The 14,600-nt window shown below is 40.1% G+C and carries 18 protein-coding genes; 9 read left to right on the forward strand and 9 right to left on the reverse strand.

The window, feature by feature from the left end:
• Positions 1–124 precede the first annotated feature (124 nt).
• Positions 125–1,567, reverse strand: a complete 1,443-nt coding sequence (locus tag FTT72_RS04610; protein WP_180177943.1) for a SulP family inorganic anion transporter — start codon at positions 1,565–1,567, stop codon at positions 125–127.
• Positions 1,568–1,782: 215 nt separating this feature from the next.
• Between FTT72_RS04610 and FTT72_RS04615 the strand changes: the two genes are divergently transcribed.
• Positions 1,783–2,394 carry a glutathione binding-like protein gene (locus FTT72_RS04615; RefSeq protein ID WP_078188886.1) on the forward strand — a complete coding sequence of 204 codons (612 nt, stop codon included), beginning with the start codon at positions 1,783–1,785 and terminating at the stop codon, positions 2,392–2,394.
• An 80-nt stretch (positions 2,395–2,474) separates the two neighbouring features.
• On the opposite strand, the gene FTT72_RS04620 is transcribed toward FTT72_RS04615, so the two are convergent.
• The 6 genes from FTT72_RS04620 to FTT72_RS04645 form a co-directional block, all read right to left on the reverse strand.
• Positions 2,475–3,161, reverse strand: coding sequence for a hypothetical protein (locus FTT72_RS04620; RefSeq protein ID WP_180177944.1), 687 nt, complete (start codon positions 3,159–3,161; stop codon positions 2,475–2,477).
• Positions 3,162–3,227: 66 nt separating this feature from the next.
• On the reverse strand, positions 3,228–4,013 hold the full coding sequence (locus tag FTT72_RS04625) for a thiazole synthase (RefSeq protein ID WP_180177945.1): 786 nt from the start codon (positions 4,011–4,013) through the stop codon (positions 3,228–3,230).
• Between the two features lie 12 nt (positions 4,014–4,025).
• Complete coding sequence (gene thiS / locus FTT72_RS04630; protein ID WP_180007313.1) at positions 4,026–4,223, reverse strand: sulfur carrier protein ThiS; 198 nt, start codon at positions 4,221–4,223, stop codon at positions 4,026–4,028.
• Positions 4,224–4,280: 57 nt separating this feature from the next.
• Complete coding sequence (locus FTT72_RS04635) at positions 4,281–4,646, reverse strand: DUF423 domain-containing protein (protein WP_180175626.1); 366 nt, start codon at positions 4,644–4,646, stop codon at positions 4,281–4,283.
• A 170-nt stretch (positions 4,647–4,816) separates the two neighbouring features.
• Positions 4,817–5,686, reverse strand: a complete 870-nt coding sequence (gene rpoH / locus FTT72_RS04640; RefSeq protein ID WP_078188879.1) for an RNA polymerase sigma factor RpoH — start codon at positions 5,684–5,686, stop codon at positions 4,817–4,819.
• Between the two features lie 143 nt (positions 5,687–5,829).
• Positions 5,830–6,024: a sulfurtransferase TusA family protein gene (locus tag FTT72_RS04645; RefSeq protein ID WP_078189214.1), complete on the reverse strand. Its 195-nt coding sequence runs from the start codon at positions 6,022–6,024 to the stop codon at positions 5,830–5,832.
• Positions 6,025–6,439: 415 nt separating this feature from the next.
• On the opposite strand from FTT72_RS04645, the gene FTT72_RS04650 reads away from it, so the two are divergent.
• The gene (locus FTT72_RS04650; protein ID WP_005014923.1) at positions 6,440–6,652 is read left to right on the forward strand and encodes a cold-shock protein; all 213 of its coding nucleotides are present in this window, start codon (positions 6,440–6,442) and stop codon (positions 6,650–6,652) included.
• A gap of 99 nt (positions 6,653–6,751) precedes the next feature.
• Complete coding sequence (gene rhlB, locus FTT72_RS04655; protein WP_180003018.1) at positions 6,752–7,903, forward strand: ATP-dependent RNA helicase RhlB; 1,152 nt, start codon at positions 6,752–6,754, stop codon at positions 7,901–7,903.
• A 114-nt stretch (positions 7,904–8,017) separates the two neighbouring features.
• Here rhlB and FTT72_RS04660 read toward each other — a convergent pair whose 3' ends face one another.
• Positions 8,018–8,407, reverse strand: a complete 390-nt coding sequence (locus FTT72_RS04660) for a hypothetical protein (protein WP_078188876.1) — start codon at positions 8,405–8,407, stop codon at positions 8,018–8,020.
• A gap of 212 nt (positions 8,408–8,619) precedes the next feature.
• Between FTT72_RS04660 and FTT72_RS04665 the strand changes: the two genes are divergently transcribed.
• Positions 8,620–9,210, forward strand: a complete 591-nt coding sequence (locus tag FTT72_RS04665) for a nitroreductase family protein (RefSeq protein WP_171525909.1) — start codon at positions 8,620–8,622, stop codon at positions 9,208–9,210.
• A gap of 60 nt (positions 9,211–9,270) precedes the next feature.
• On the forward strand, positions 9,271–10,344 hold the full coding sequence (locus FTT72_RS04670) for an NAD(P)H-dependent glycerol-3-phosphate dehydrogenase (RefSeq protein ID WP_180177946.1): 1,074 nt from the start codon (positions 9,271–9,273) through the stop codon (positions 10,342–10,344).
• A gap of 29 nt (positions 10,345–10,373) precedes the next feature.
• Here the strand turns inward: FTT72_RS04670 and FTT72_RS04675 are convergent, their stop codons facing one another.
• Positions 10,374–11,243: an IS982 family transposase gene (locus tag FTT72_RS04675; protein ID WP_005137615.1), complete on the reverse strand. Its 870-nt coding sequence runs from the start codon at positions 11,241–11,243 to the stop codon at positions 10,374–10,376.
• A 158-nt stretch (positions 11,244–11,401) separates the two neighbouring features.
• Here FTT72_RS04675 and FTT72_RS04680 point away from each other — a divergent pair, with 158 nt between their 5' ends.
• From FTT72_RS04680 to FTT72_RS04695, 4 genes are all read left to right on the forward strand, one after another.
• Positions 11,402–11,857, forward strand: coding sequence for a histidine phosphatase family protein (locus tag FTT72_RS04680; protein WP_078193626.1), 456 nt, complete (start codon positions 11,402–11,404; stop codon positions 11,855–11,857).
• Positions 11,858–11,884: 27 nt separating this feature from the next.
• Positions 11,885–13,024 carry a type II secretion system protein GspL gene (gene gspL, locus FTT72_RS04685; RefSeq protein WP_180177947.1) on the forward strand — a complete coding sequence of 380 codons (1,140 nt, stop codon included), beginning with the start codon at positions 11,885–11,887 and terminating at the stop codon, positions 13,022–13,024.
• The gene (gene gspM, locus FTT72_RS04690) at positions 13,024–13,503 is read left to right on the forward strand and encodes a type II secretion system protein GspM (RefSeq protein WP_078188869.1); all 480 of its coding nucleotides are present in this window, start codon (positions 13,024–13,026) and stop codon (positions 13,501–13,503) included. The genes gspL and gspM overlap by 1 nt, the downstream gene beginning before the upstream one ends.
• 90 nt (positions 13,504–13,593) lie before the next feature.
• Positions 13,594–14,595, forward strand: coding sequence for a quinone-dependent dihydroorotate dehydrogenase (locus tag FTT72_RS04695; protein WP_180003012.1), 1,002 nt, complete (start codon positions 13,594–13,596; stop codon positions 14,593–14,595).
• Positions 14,596–14,600: the final 5 nt, after the last annotated feature.

Raw genomic sequence — 14,600 nt, forward strand, 5'->3', positions numbered from 1 at the left:
ATGTCATTACACATCAGAGCTTCGATCTTTGAAACCCTTTGCTATATACATCCTGCATAGGGTTTCAATAGGTCACACTTTATTGAAAATTGATTTGATTCAAAGTGAATATTTCAAAAATCCATTAGTCACTGACACGGTCAAGTAAAGTGCTACTTGCTTCATTTAAGCCAAAAACCTCTACTTGAATCTGTCTTGATTCAAATTTTTGCACGACATTCTTCAAAATATTAACAGAAGTAATATCCCAAATATGTGCATGACTCAGATCAATTCGCACATGACTAACCCTCTCCTGAAAATCAAAAAATTGATAAAAACTCTCAGAGCTACTAAAGAAAATTTGTCCATAGACTGTGTAGCTACGAATATTGTCTTTAAGTTCTGATGTGACTTTTACCGAACTTTCCAGTTGATTGATAATAAACAACGCAGAGAGGAGCACACCAACCAATACGCCAAGCGCCAAATTATGTGTTGCAAGCACCACGATCACCACAGCTATCATCACGACATTAAAAGACATCGGATGCTTTGAAAATTGCTTGACTGAATTCCATTGGAACGTAGTGAATGACACCATGACCATAATCGCGACTAAGGCCGCCATTGGGACATAAGCCAACCAGTCTTTTAAGAACACCACCAAACACAACAAAAATATACCTGCAACCAAAGTGGAAAGGCGAGTTCGCGCGCCAGAACTAACATTAATAATCGACTGCCCAATCATGGCACATCCAGCCATGCCGCCCATAAAGCCACTGACAATATTGGCAATCCCTTGACCACGACATTCCTGATGACGATCTCCTTCAGTTCCCGTGACTTCATTGATCACTGTCGTGGTCATCATGGTTTCTAATAGACCAACTGTTGCTAGGGTGATGGAATAAGGGAAAATAATCGTGAAGGTTTCAAGATTGAAAGGAATGTCAGGAATCAAGAAAATAGGTAAAGTCTCTGGAAACTTACCCAAATCACTCACAGTACGCAGGTCAGCACCTAAAAATAATGCCAAACCACTGAGGACAATAATGCAAATCAGTGGTGATGGAATGGCTTTGCCAATTTTAGGTAGATATGGAAAAAGATAAATAATCGCAAGCCCTAAAAGCATAAAGACATAGCCCCAACTATCCATCTTTGACATTTCAGGTAGCTGTGCGACAAAAATCAAAATCGCGAGTGCATTTAAAAAACCATACACCACTGACTGCGAGACGAAGCGCATAAGTTTTGCGACTTTAAAATAGCCAGCAATGATCTGAATCACACCAGTCAAAACCGTGGCAGCCAAAAGGTATTGCAAACCATGATCTTTGACCAAAGTGATCATAAGTAAGGCCATCGCACCCGTAGCAGCTGAAATCATTGCTGTACGACCACCAAAAAAGGCAATGGTGACGGCGATACAAAACGAAGCGTACAAACCAACCTGAGGGTCAACCCCAGCAATGGCTGAAAAGGCGATCGATTCTGGAATTAGCGCCAGTCCAACTACTAAGCCAGCGAGCACATCGGTACGAATATTGGAAAACCATTGTTCTTTTTTAAGTTGTAACACGGTAACTTTTCATCAAATCTTAAACGCGGCTATGTTAAAACAACTGAGTATAAAAATGCATAACAGATTGACTTGAAATCTTCTTGATAATGGACAATAGTCAATGAGTATATGTGTTTCAGCATTTACGCTTTTTTGCAATTTACAGGTTTGATCACTTGAAAGTTTGACAGAAGAGATTTAAAACATTGAATAGTACATAACAAGGATCAGATATGAAGCTTTATTATTCTCCAGGTGCATGTTCATTAGCATCACATATAATTTTAAATGAAATTAATGTCGATTTTGATTTGGTCCGTGTTGACCTAAAAAACCATAAAACAGAAAAAGGGGTGGATTATTACGAGATCAACCCAAAAGGTTATGTACCTGCATTAGAAATTAACCCAGGTTTGATCCTGACCGAGAACGTGGCCATTTTACCGTTCCTTGCACAGCATGATCCAAAACAAGACTTAATTCCGCCATCAGGTTTAGGTCGTGCCAAAGTTTTAGAATGGCTTGGCTATTTGAACTCAGAATTACATGATGCTTATGCCGTATTCTTTGGTGCTCCACTAGATGCAGACGCTAAAGAAAAAGCCTATGCAGAAATTGATCGTTTATTGACATATATCGATAAAGCGATTGGTGAATCGGATAACGACTATTTAGTCGATGATAACTTTGGCCCTGCAGATGCCTATCTCTTTGTACTGACAAATTGGTCAAATGGCATCGGTCATGATTTAACGCCATATAAAAATATCATTGCATTGCGTAACAAAGTTGCAGAGCGTCAATCAGTTCAAATTGCGATGCGTGATGAAGGTTTAATTCCTTAAGTTAAGTTTTGAAATTGAATAAACAAACCGCCGAAATTGGCGGTTTGTTTATTGCTAGATTGGCATTGCTCAGGTTCAACTTAGTACTCGAACTGTGTATAGAAATCATCAAAGTTAATATTTTTAAGCGTCAGTTGCTGTGGTGATTTGAAGGTTGACCATTTGGTTTGAGTTTTGGCATCTTCAAACATATTGCCGCCTACAATTTCCTTACGTTTTAAGGTCGAAAAATTATAGCTTTTCGATGTTTCTTCACCTGAAGCTCGGTGAAAGCTACTGTAGTCAAAACCAATCAGGTCAAAGCGTTGATTTTGCCAACGGAAGGTATAACTATGTCGGGGCCATTCCCAGCCACCACAAGCCATAAAATAACTAAAATGAACGAGTAAATTGCCTTTACTGATTTGGATGTCTTCTGCTTCAGCAAGTGGGTCAAGTAAGCATGAATTGGGTTGCTGAGCGACAGGGATGCTATTGTTTTCAACGATACGTTGATATCCCTTTGCGGTTTTAAAAAACACGATGAGTTTTCGTGGATGGTTATGAACGACTTTGCCATCGTCATCATAGGTCGCTACATCGACTTTTTGCTTTTCCACGATCATCGCAACATCTTGCATTTGATCTTTGTTTAGGTCGCCAGTCGTAGTCATCAAAATGTTCCAACCTTGAGGCGCAAGTGATTTGGCTGTGCTAGGCACTTGGGCAGACAGCCAACTAGATGCGGCACAAAGACTCAAAGTACACAATATATGGGATTTTTTCATTGTTATCAGTTTTTAAAATCAAAAAAAGGACTCAATAGAGTCCTCTTTTATACCGTGATTGAGTTCTTATTTAAAGAAGTATCCGGTTTCAGGTGAACTGGCATTTGCCATGCGTTTACGAGGCATACGTCCTGCTAGGAAAGCTTCACGACCAGCTTCAACAGCTTTTTTCATCGCTGAAGCCATCAGAACAGGGTGTTGAGCTGCTGCAATTGCCGTATTCATTAATACGCCATCACAGCCCAATTCCATTGCTATCGCTGCATCACTTGCGGTACCTACACCAGCATCGACCAAGACAGGTACTTTGGCATTGTCTTTAATGATTGAAATAGTATGTGGGTTGAGAATACCTAAACCTGAGCCAATAAGACTACCTAAAGGCATAATGGCTACACAGCCCATGCTTTCCAGTTCTTGTGCCACAATTGGGTCATCTGAGGTATAAACCATGATTTCAAAGCCATCGTCAATCAATGTACGTGCAGATTTTAAAGTCTCAGTAATATTTGGATATAGGGTTTTCTCATCCCCTAAAACCTCAAGTTTAACCAAATTGTGACCATCTAAGAGTTCTCGTGCCAACATACAAGTACGGACCGCACTGTTCGCATCGAAACAACCTGCTGTATTTGGCAAGATTGTATATTTTTCAGGTGGAATTACAGAAAGCAAGTTCGGCTGGTCTGGATGCTGACCAATATTCACACGGCGAATGGCAACGGTCACAATTTCAGCACCACTGGCTTGAATGGCCTGGTCAGTTTCCGTTAAGTCCTTGTACTTGCCTGTACCAACTAAAAGTCGTGAATTAAATGTACGTGAACCAATGATTAGGGGTGTATCTTCCATGGGAGCTCCATTTTAGCCGCCACCTACGGCATGAATAATTTCAATATGATCTTGCTCAGTAATTGGGGTTTGTTCCAATTTACTTTTCGAGATGATCATTTCATTTTTTTCAACAGCGAAGCGTTTGCCTTCCAGTTGTAATTGTTGAACCAATTGCAAGAGGTTGACACATTCGGTTTGTGTAGCTTCGCCGTTTAAATAGATTTGCATTTGCGGATTCCGTTCTTGCTGCCTTACCTGTTGAGTAAGACCAATATCTGCTGTTGATTATTTTGCGTATTTCAACGCATTCCATGCCAATATGAGCCATCCAGCAATCATCAGCGCTCCACCAATCGGGGTAATGGCTCCGAGACCACGTGGTAAGCCTAGAGCCATCACATATAAAGAACCACAGAAGAAGAAAATACCAACTTGTATAAGGAGGAAACTGGCTTTTATTGGAAGTTGGGGAATGACTTTGGATAAGATCGCGAGGGCAAGTAAGCCCAGTGCATGATAAAAGAAATAGTCCGTTGCGGTTTGCCACCAAGCCAATTGGGCTTCAGTCGCGCGAGCTTTTAATCCGTGTGCACCAAAGGCACCAAGCATTACAGCAAAAGCTAAGTTAAGTGCGGAAATAGCAATCCACATGTGCATTCACCTTAACAAAATTTGCGCATAACCATAGCATATTTAGCACGCAGGGTTAAAGCAAAAATGCCCAAAGTTTTTGTGTTGTAGCTTGTCATTCAATACTATTTAGACATAAAAAAAAGAGCATCGAAATGCTCTTTTTAAGAATGACTGGAAAAGCCTTCAACTTAGTTTGAGGACATTGCGACTTTAATTTTTTCCATCGCATTTTTTTCCAACTGACGAATACGTTCAGCAGATACATTATATTCCGCCGCCAATTCATGCAGCGTCGACTTTTCGTCATCTAACCAGCGACGTTGTAAGATGTTACGTGAACGGTCATCCAACTGATCCATGGCTTCATGTAAAGCTGAAGTGCTTTGTTCTTCGTAATCTTCATCTTCCGCTAAACGCGCAGGGTCGTAACGGTTATCTTCGAGATAAAGGGCAGGAGCGACATGGGTCGAACCTTCATCGTCGTCATCACCTTGAGCTTCAAAGGCAGCATCATAAGCGGTTAAACGGCCTTCCATTTCCAAGACTTGTTCAGGTGTTACATTTAAGTCATTGGCAATCGACTGTGCTTCAGCCAAAGTTAATTTTTTAGATGACTTTTTTAAGCTACGTAGATTAAAGAATAATTTACGCTGCGCTTTAGTGGTCGCAATTTTGACAATACGCCAGTTACGAATCACATATTCATGAATTTCTGCTTTAATCCAATGCACAGCAAAAGATACGAGACGTACGCCCATGTTTGGGTCAAAACGTTTTACCGCTTTCATTAAGCCCAAGTTACCTTCTTGAATCAGGTCACCTTGTGGCAAGCCGTAGCCTGCATAGCTACGTGCGATATGCACAACAAAACGAAGATGCGACATTACTAGCATTTTAGCTGCGTCTAAATCTTGGTCATAATAATAACGCTCGGCCAGCTCTTTTTCTTGTTCGGCCGATAAAATTGGAATCTGATTAACAGTACTAATATAAGCACCAAGATTCACCCCAGGTGCCGATAATGACAGGGGCATCAATTGATTGCTGCTGTCACTCATGTTTTCTCCTTGAGAACTAAAAATGGGTAAGCCCAATAACTAAGATTCATCTTAATCCAATATTTCCGTAAATTATGGAAAATTGGGTATAGAAATGTAAACTTTTATTCAATTATGAAGCAATTTAGTTTAACTGAATCTTTTTAAGATTCAATTAAGTAATGAAACTCAGAATCTGAAATTTTGCGCATTTCACAGTTTAACTGATGTATTTGACAGTATCGTGATACATCTTGTTGGCTGTGCGGATCGGATGACTTTAACAATAAAGATTGGTCTGGACTTTTCTTTAAAGCTTTTTTGAGCATCAATAGTGGCATCGGGCAGGGTTTACCCATTGCATCTACAGTTAAAAGCGAATTTTGGCTGTCACTCACGAAGCAGATCCAACATGTTTACATTTCAATGGAAATATTAGCAAATACAGTGCCAAATCCCAACCTAAAATAGGTAAAAATCCTTTGTGATTTATAACTCAAACGATGTGAAAAAATAAGAATATTCAAAAGGAAAATAGATCAAAAAAATCTATTAATTGCGGTAAACCCGTGTTAAGCTCGTTGCGTTGTTAAGATTTTTGTTGGCTGTGAAGCCTCTTAACTCTTGATATATTTGGATGTAACCGGGATTTTGTTGATAGTTTTACAGAATGATTACAAGCTTAGAAATAAAAATATTTTTTTTAACCTTGTTTGGTCTGCTGTTTGCAACACCGGGTGGTCCTTCTTTTTTAAATACGATAAGGATTAACTTATGACAGCTCGTGAACAAGGCGTTGTTAAATGGTTCAACGACACTAAAGGCTTTGGCTTTATTCAACGTAACGGCGGCGACGACGTATTCGTTCATTTCCGCGCAATTATGGGCGAAGGTCACCGTTCACTTCGTGACGGCCAACGCGTAGAATTCAGCGTTGTTAAAGGTCAAAAAGGCTTCCAAGCTGAAGAAGTACAACCTTTAGACTAATCGTCTGAATGTACTCAAAAACGCTCCAATGTAAATTGGGGCGTTTTTTGTTTATAATGCTTCAGCAATTTTGTGATTATTCAATTAGGGCACATCTATATGTCATCAGGTTTTGAAACCTTAAATTTACATCCGAACCTTAAAAAAGCCATTGATGCTTTAGGTTTTAAGGATATGACGCCTATTCAGCAAAAGGTTTTAAAATTTACATTGGCTGGACATGACGCTATTGGTCGTGCTCAAACTGGTACTGGGAAGACTGCGGCTTTCTTGGTCAGTGTGATCAATGACTTGTTGAATAATCCAATTAAAGAACAGCGTTATCGTGGTGAACCGCGTGCATTGATTCTTGCACCAACGCGCGAACTTGCTTTGCAAATTGAAAGTGATGCAAAAGAATTAGTGAAATACACTGATCTCAATGTCATGACTTTGCTCGGTGGGGTAGATTTTGATAAGCAAAAAAATCTATTAAATCGTAATTTTGTCGACATTATGGTGGCGACACCGGGTCGCTTGATTGACTTTGTTGAACAAAAAGAAGTTTGGCTCGATCAAATTGAATTTTTAGTGATCGATGAAGCTGACCGTCTTTTAGATATGGGCTTTATTCCTTCAGTGAAACGTATTGTGCGTTTTTCACCACGTAAAGAACAACGCCAAACGCTAATGTTCTCTGCGACGTTTAGTTATGACGTTTTAAATTTGGCACAGCAATGGTTGTTTGAACCAGTAACTGTTGAAATTGAACCTGAGAAAAAAACTAATGCAGATGTAGAGCAACGTGTCTACATGGTGGCGAAGTCTGATAAATATAAATTGCTGGAAGACATCTTACGTGATGAACCAATTGAAAAAGTTATGATCTTTGCCAATCGTCGTGATCAAGTGCGTAAACTTTATGATCATCTCAAAAAAGACGGTTATAAAGTGGTGATGTTGTCAGGTGAAATCGCTCAAGATAAGCGTTTGAAAATGCTTGATCAGTTTAAAAATGGTCAACATAACATCATGATTGCAACAGACGTTGCAGGTCGTGGTATCCATGTCGATGGCGTTTCTCATGTCGTGAACTTTACACTTCCTGAACAGTCTGATGATTATGTACACCGTATCGGTCGTACAGGTCGTGCAGGAACACGTGGTGTCAGTATTAGTTTCTTGTCTGAAGATGATGCTTTTTCACTACCTGAAATTGAAAAAGCCATTGGTCAAAAATTACCTTTAACCCGTTTAGACGGTTATTGCTAATTTTTGCTTCAAAAAAAGCCTGCAGATTTGCAGGCTTTTTTATTTCATGTCGACTATTTCATAACGACAATTTCATTTTGAGTTAATGACAAAACGACATCACAGACTAACGTTTTAGTTGGCACGGCAACTAAAGGTCAGTACAGTTTGGTAATCATCATCTTTGCTGATGCTACCGCTATTTCCTGTAATGGTGCCAAGTACCCCAGCCGCCGCCTGAATCATTTGACCTGTCTTTTCATCGACCACGCCTTTTAAAACTCCGTTGTATTCTTGCTTTTCATCCACCACGACAGGGGTCGCATTTTTACCACAGGTACTATTTGCAGCTGCAATTGCATTATTTTTTGCCGCTAAACTGGTTTTACCTACGGCAGTCACTTCATATTGATTATTTGGTTTTTGAATCGCTAAAGATTTTGTTGGCGTAGATGTACATGCAGCTAAAAGCACAGTTGCGCTTAGCGTGCTAACAATGGCAACAGTTTTGTTGAATTTTTTCATGCGGTGCCCCGAGTTAGAAACAATTTGATTTATTTGAACATAAAATTTCTTATAGAACAGGGAACTGCTGTACAAGTTATGCGGTTTTTTTATAGTAAATCTGTGAATAAAGCTGACTTAGCAAATAAGCACCGAGTCTGATGTAAACATTCTAGAGTAAGTTATTGAGAATATGCTAATCTTGAGCAAACGTTTTAAAGTACAGTGTATAGATGTCAATTCTAAAATCAGCAGTTGATACAGTTCATCAAAATATTCATCAGCGTCAGTCGATTGGTCATTTAATTGAACCTGCGCCGAATGCTGAGCAATTGGAAAATGCGTTTCAAGCCGCTTTAACGGCGCCAGATCATCATCGTCTTAAGCCTACGCGTTTCGTGATTATTCCTGAAACTGAACGTGAAGCATTTGGTGAGTTGCTTTCACATGCTTTAGCCGATACTGGACAAACAGAAGAAGCGCAGTTGGAACGTGTGAAACACCATCCATTTCGTGCGCCACTATTGGTTTTGGCTTTAACTCAATTACAAGATCATCCCAAAGTTCCGCATTTCGAACAAATCTTAAGTTCAGGCGCAGCAGTACAAAACTTTTTGCTCTCTCTACAAGCACAAGGCTTTTCAACCATGTGGCGTAGTGGGGCGGTGGTTGAATCTAAATTGTTTAAACAAGCCTTGGGTTTAACGGAAAATGATTTGATTTCAGGCATTATTTATATCGGTACAGCAGTGAAAGCCATTCCACCGCGTGCTGAAATACAGTCTGCTGACTTTGTAAGCCATTGGCATAAAGCAAACCAATAAAAGTGAAAAATAGGTCGATTGAACAAGATCGATCAGTAAAGAAATTAGGATAAAAGAACAATGTCAGAACTTGATTTTGCAAGTCTTGTTAGCCCTGTGTCAGTTGATCAAAAAACTGCACTGCGTGTTACGGTGCTGGGTGGTGGGAGTTTTGGTACTGCGATGGCTAATACTGCAGTACGTAATGGCTGTGACACCATGATATGGATTCGTGATGAGGCGGTGGCTGCGGATATCAATGCAACACATATTAATAAACGTTACTTGCCAGATTTTCAATTAGAAGCAGGTTTGCTCGCTGTTTCAGATTTAGAACAAGCAGTATGTAATCGTGATATTATTTTGGTGGCCATTCCGAGCCATTCTTTCCGTAGTGTTTTACAGCAGATCAAGCCTTTTATCACGTCACAAGCAGTGGTGTCTTTAACCAAAGGTATTGAAGCCAATACCTTTAGCTTTATGAGCGATATTATTCGTGAAGAACTTCCTGAAGTCCCTTATGGTGTGCTTTCAGGGCCAAACTTGGCGAAGGAAATTGTTGCAGGACAACCTGCGGGGACTGTGATTGCAAGCCAATCTGAACTGGTTCGTTATGCAGTTCAACAAGCGCTACACAGTGCGTTGTTCCGTGTATTTGCAAGTGATGATGTGCATGGCGTGGAATTGGGCGGTGCTCTGAAAAATATCTATGCAGTCGCGATGGGTCTAGCTGCGGCTTATGGTGTCGGTGAAAATACCAAGAGTATGATTTTGACACGTGCTTTGGCAGAAATGAGCCGCTTTGCTGTGAAATTAGGCGCAAACCCATTAACATTCCTAGGTTTATCTGGTGTCGGTGATTTATTTGCAACTTGCAGTAGTCCGCTCAGCCGTAATTACCAAGTCGGCTTTGCACTCGGTAGTGGTAAAAGCTTAGAACAAGCCACCAAAGAACTGGGACAAACTGCGGAAGGGATTAATACTATTGTGCAAGTACGCGCACGCTCTGAAGAGCTCGATGTGTATATGCCAATTACCAGTGCCTTGTACGAAGTGATTTTTGAAGGTGCGCCGGCCCTGAACATTGCTTTGTCATTGATGAAAAATGGACATCGCAGTGACGTTGAATTTGTCTTGCCACATCAGCAAGTTTAAGTTTGCTGATTAATATACCCGAATCCCGCTTAAGCCAATGATTCCATAATTTGAATTGTTGGTTTATTTTGATGATTAAGTTGATATGCACATAACGATGCGTAAATCCCACTCAGAAATCCATGAATACTACGAGCTTTACTCGTCACTAAATTGTATTGTCCTTTCAATAAGCTGAATAACGTTTCTATCTTATTTCGTTGTCTTAAGTGATATTCATCTGATGCAGATAGTTGGATGGATTGCATGTTTTTTCGATGGTAAGTAATCAAATCAATACCTTGATCTTTTAACCTGCTTTTTAGTTCCTGGCTGATATAACCACGATCTCCATATAGCTTTGCTTCTAAGCCGTCAGCCAATTGCTCAACCATTTTTATGTCAGCTATATGCCCATTTGATAAAGCAGAACAAGCGATTTCACCAAATGGGTTCATCGCAATATGTAGCTTACAGCCATAAAACCAGCCCATTGAGCTTTTACCACGAGATGCTATTTGAGCTAATGATTTATGGCGTTGAATACGTTGATTTTTACAGACTGGCAAAGTCGTTGAATCAATCCACAAATATTGGGTATTTTGACCTTTCATCAGAGCCACATGTAAAGCATGTATTGCTAATTGGTGCATATTGATCAGATGAATCATCCGTTGGTAACATGGTAAGCTTTTAAACAAATGTCTTTTATCTTCTTTTAACCATGTGAAAAAGGCTTTGAAATTGCTGAAATAAGAACATTTATACCAAATGGCAATAAAGCAGATTTCTGAGATCGTCAGATGAGCACGTCTGATTCTTAAAGAATGGTTATTTTGTTTGAGAAAGTTCCAATAAGTTGCTTCAAATTTAAGAAAGAAATCATCAATTACGCAGAATAATTCGGTACTATTGAACATTAGGACTAGAGTTGTGAGTTTTGTGTGGTAACTCAACTGATGGCTCTAGTCTTCTTATTTTCAAGTTTATTTCTTATCCGCGATTCGGGTTAATATGCAATACACATAGCTTTGTCATACTGGCTGTATATAATGTGCGGAATAGAATAGGGAATTTTATGCAACTGACATTGGTTAGGCATGGCGAAGCTGCTCCGCCAGTAATGGGGAATGATGAAAAGCGTCCTTTAACAGCGCGCGGACAAACTCAAGCGGCAGAAACTGCAGCATATTTGAAAGATATAATTCAACCAGACGTTTTTGTGGTGAGTCCGCTACTGCGTGCGCAGCAAACACTTTCATCTTTGCAAAAACATTTTCCACATGTGCCTGTGGTTATTTGTAATGCCATCAAACCGGAAGATGATGCCAAAGTTGCAGTGGAATGGTTGTCACATTTACCGTATGAGTCTATTGTGGTGGTGTGCCATATGAACGTTGTGGCACATATGGCCAGTGTTTTGGTCTCAGAATATTTTAATCCCTATGCTTTGGCAGAAGCGCGTATTTATGAACAAGCGGTCATTGCTCCAGGATTGTCGACACAAATTAAAACGTTTATACCATCAACATAAAAACCAATTAAAACGGCAGAAAAATTAATGTTGTATTTATGGATGCCCGAAGCCAATGGGGTTTGGCAATGGTCAGAAGGGGATTTCTGGAAGCAGTCATCGACACTTGAACAGTTGATTCAGGAAATTCAGCCACATGCGGGAAAGGACGCGGTTGTTTTCTTTCCGAGTCGTGATGTACAAATCATTCAGCAAAATTTTCCAAAAAACCAATATAAAAAACTTGGCCCAGACGGCGTAAAATATTTACTTGAGGAATATGTCATTTTGCCTTTGGATGCAATGAAAGTATTGCATCATTTTCAAAGTCCAGATGAATTAACGGTCATGGGGATTGCGCATAGTACAGTTGAAACGATGCAGCATGCTTTGACGCTAATTCCTGTAAAAGTCATTTCGTTATTACCTGACTTTTTGGTCTTGCCAAGCCCAGAAGCTGGGCAACATGTTTTGGCAAATGTCAGCGGTCATTTATTGGTCCGAAATGGTGAATATGTCGGGCAATCCGTTGATGATTTGGCTTTGTACTTAGATTATCAAATTGGTCAGCCGAACTATAAGATTTCAAATCTAAGTTCAGATCAGACGCATAGTCTTGAAGCCGCTGTAACGCATGATCACATTGAATCTTTTCATTATGAATTACCCAATATAAAAAAACCGAAACAACACCCACTCAATGTTTTGCCGAAAGCCAAAGCCAATACGGGTGTGAGTGGCTATTGGAAAGCATGTGCAGCTGTTTTGGTTGCGGCTCTAATTACTCAGTTTAGTTATGATGCAGTTCGCTGGTATCAATACAAAAAAGTGGCCAATATCACTGCGGCACAAGCGATTGATCAGTTTAAATATTGGTTTGGTCAAAGCTATCCTGTCACTGAACAAACGCTGAAAAGCCAGTTCGAATCACAATTGCGTCAGAGTCAAACGGGCAATGCACAGGCTTTGTCTTTACTGAGCCGTGTTGGTCCTGTTCTAATGCAAAACCAAATTTCTGCAAATCGTGTGAGCTATGAAGCCTCGATGTTAAATATGGAGCTAAAAGCCAATTCGGCAGAAGTACTACAAACCCTAACCAATCAATTAAAACAACAAGGTTTTAAAGTTGAATTAGGGAATATTCAACCAGGTGCCAACGGCGCGATTGGATTGGTGAAAATACAATAATGACAAAAATGGAAAACCTACAGCAACGTATAGATGGGCAAATTGAGCGCATCACTGATTATTTAGACCAACTGTCAACACGTGAACGAGTCATGGTGATCTTTACCACGATTTTTGTTGTAGTGGCAGCGATTGGTTCGGCACTGTTTTATATGAACAAAGCTGCAAATTTTCAACAAAAGCGCGTGAATGAACTTAAGGATACTGTTGTTTGGATGCAAAGTAATGCCGTCACGATGAAACCAGCAGGTGATACACAACTGAGCGCGTTGGAAAAAGTTCAGCGGGTATCGCAACAACAGGGTTTATCCGTGGCATCTCAACAAGTCGGTGAGCAAATACAGATTGCAGTGATGCATGAAAATTATGCAATTCTGGCCAATTTTTTGACTCAATTGGTTCAAATGGGCTTAAGTATTGAAAAGATGGAGTTAAGTTCTGAAGCGGGACAGGTCAAATTAACAGCGAGTGTACAATAATCGGTAAAAATAAAGATCTGCTAAGCATGGTGTTTTATTTGTGCTGTGCCTATAATATGCCGACTTAAAAAGCAGTAGACTTTTATAGATATGTTGTATTCTCTAGCCCGCCCTTTGTTGTTTACTTTAGCACCAGAGCGTGCACATGAGCTGACATTATCGCTGTTGAAATCTTCTCACAAGATGGGAATGATGCGTCAAAACGTGGCGTCTAAACCAGTGACATGTATGGGAATCGAATTTCCGAATCCAGTTGGTTTAGCAGCCGGTCTTGATAAAAACGGTGCTTATATCGATGCGCTGGCGAGCCAGGGCTTCGGCTTTATTGAAATTGGTACAATTACACCACTTCCACAATCAGGTAACCCTGAACCGCGTTTATTTCGTTTACCGAAAGCAAAAGCCATTATTAACCGTATGGGCTTTAATAATGATGGCGTGGATCAGCTGATCGAAAATGTCAAAGCTGCAAAATTTAAGGGTGTACTTGGGATCAATATCGGTAAAAATGCAGTCACACCTGTTGAAAAAGCAGTTGACGATTATCTGATTTGTCTAGAAAAAGTTTATAACTACGCTTCTTATATTACGGTTAATATTTCATCTCCTAACACAAAAAATCTTCGCAGCTTACAAAGCGGTGATGCTTTGACTGAACTGTTAGAGACACTCAAGAAACGTCAACTCGAGTTGGCGGATGAAAATCAACATTATGTACCCTTAGTACTTAAAGTTGCACCAGATCTAGAACCTGAAGACATTAATTTTATTGCACAACAATTGTTAAAATTTAAAATTGATGGTCTGATTGTTACCAATACGACTTTGTCACGTGAAGGTGTTGAAGGCCTTCCATATGGTGATGAAGCTGGTGGTCTATCTGGCGCGCCAGTCTTTGAGAAAAGTACGGCATGTTTGGCGGCTTTTGCTAAAGTATTAAACGGTCAAATTCCATTGATCGGTGTGGGTGGTATTTTGTCGGGCGCGGATGCTGTTGCGAAACAAAAAGCAGGAGCAAGCCTTGTACAAGTGTATAGTGGTCTCATATATACAGGTCCGACACTTGTAAAAGACTGCGTAGACGCATTGTAAATATC

The sequence above is a fragment of the Acinetobacter sp. YH01005 genome (genome assembly GCF_013420465.1).
Classification (GTDB): domain Bacteria; phylum Pseudomonadota; class Gammaproteobacteria; order Pseudomonadales; family Moraxellaceae; genus Acinetobacter; species Acinetobacter amyesii.

Coding starts and splice junctions, on each gene's coding strand:
- FTT72_RS04695 (WP_180003012.1), top strand. CDS start 13,594: ATGTTGTATTCTCTAGCCCGCCCTTTGTTGTTTACTTTAGCACCAGAG.
- FTT72_RS04625 (WP_180177945.1), bottom strand. CDS start 4,013: ATGGAAGATACACCCCTAATCATTGGTTCACGTACATTTAATTCACGA.
- gspL (WP_180177947.1), top strand. CDS start 11,885: ATGTTGTATTTATGGATGCCCGAAGCCAATGGGGTTTGGCAATGGTCA.
- rpoH (WP_078188879.1), bottom strand. CDS start 5,686: ATGAGTGACAGCAGCAATCAATTGATGCCCCTGTCATTATCGGCACCT.
- FTT72_RS04645 (WP_078189214.1), bottom strand. CDS start 6,024: ATGGGTAAACCCTGCCCGATGCCACTATTGATGCTCAAAAAAGCTTTA.
- rhlB (WP_180003018.1), top strand. CDS start 6,752: ATGTCATCAGGTTTTGAAACCTTAAATTTACATCCGAACCTTAAAAAA.
- FTT72_RS04615 (WP_078188886.1), top strand. CDS start 1,783: ATGAAGCTTTATTATTCTCCAGGTGCATGTTCATTAGCATCACATATA.
- FTT72_RS04650 (WP_005014923.1), top strand. CDS start 6,440: ATGACAGCTCGTGAACAAGGCGTTGTTAAATGGTTCAACGACACTAAA.
- FTT72_RS04680 (WP_078193626.1), top strand. CDS start 11,402: ATGCAACTGACATTGGTTAGGCATGGCGAAGCTGCTCCGCCAGTAATG.
- FTT72_RS04675 (WP_005137615.1), bottom strand. CDS start 11,243: ATGTTCAATAGTACCGAATTATTCTGCGTAATTGATGATTTCTTTCTT.
- FTT72_RS04665 (WP_171525909.1), top strand. CDS start 8,620: ATGTCAATTCTAAAATCAGCAGTTGATACAGTTCATCAAAATATTCAT.
- FTT72_RS04660 (WP_078188876.1), bottom strand. CDS start 8,407: ATGAAAAAATTCAACAAAACTGTTGCCATTGTTAGCACGCTAAGCGCA.
- thiS (WP_180007313.1), bottom strand. CDS start 4,223: ATGCAAATCTATTTAAACGGCGAAGCTACACAAACCGAATGTGTCAAC.
- gspM (WP_078188869.1), top strand. CDS start 13,024: ATGACAAAAATGGAAAACCTACAGCAACGTATAGATGGGCAAATTGAG.
- FTT72_RS04670 (WP_180177946.1), top strand. CDS start 9,271: ATGTCAGAACTTGATTTTGCAAGTCTTGTTAGCCCTGTGTCAGTTGAT.
- FTT72_RS04620 (WP_180177944.1), bottom strand. CDS start 3,161: ATGAAAAAATCCCATATATTGTGTACTTTGAGTCTTTGTGCCGCATCT.
- FTT72_RS04635 (WP_180175626.1), bottom strand. CDS start 4,646: ATGTGGATTGCTATTTCCGCACTTAACTTAGCTTTTGCTGTAATGCTT.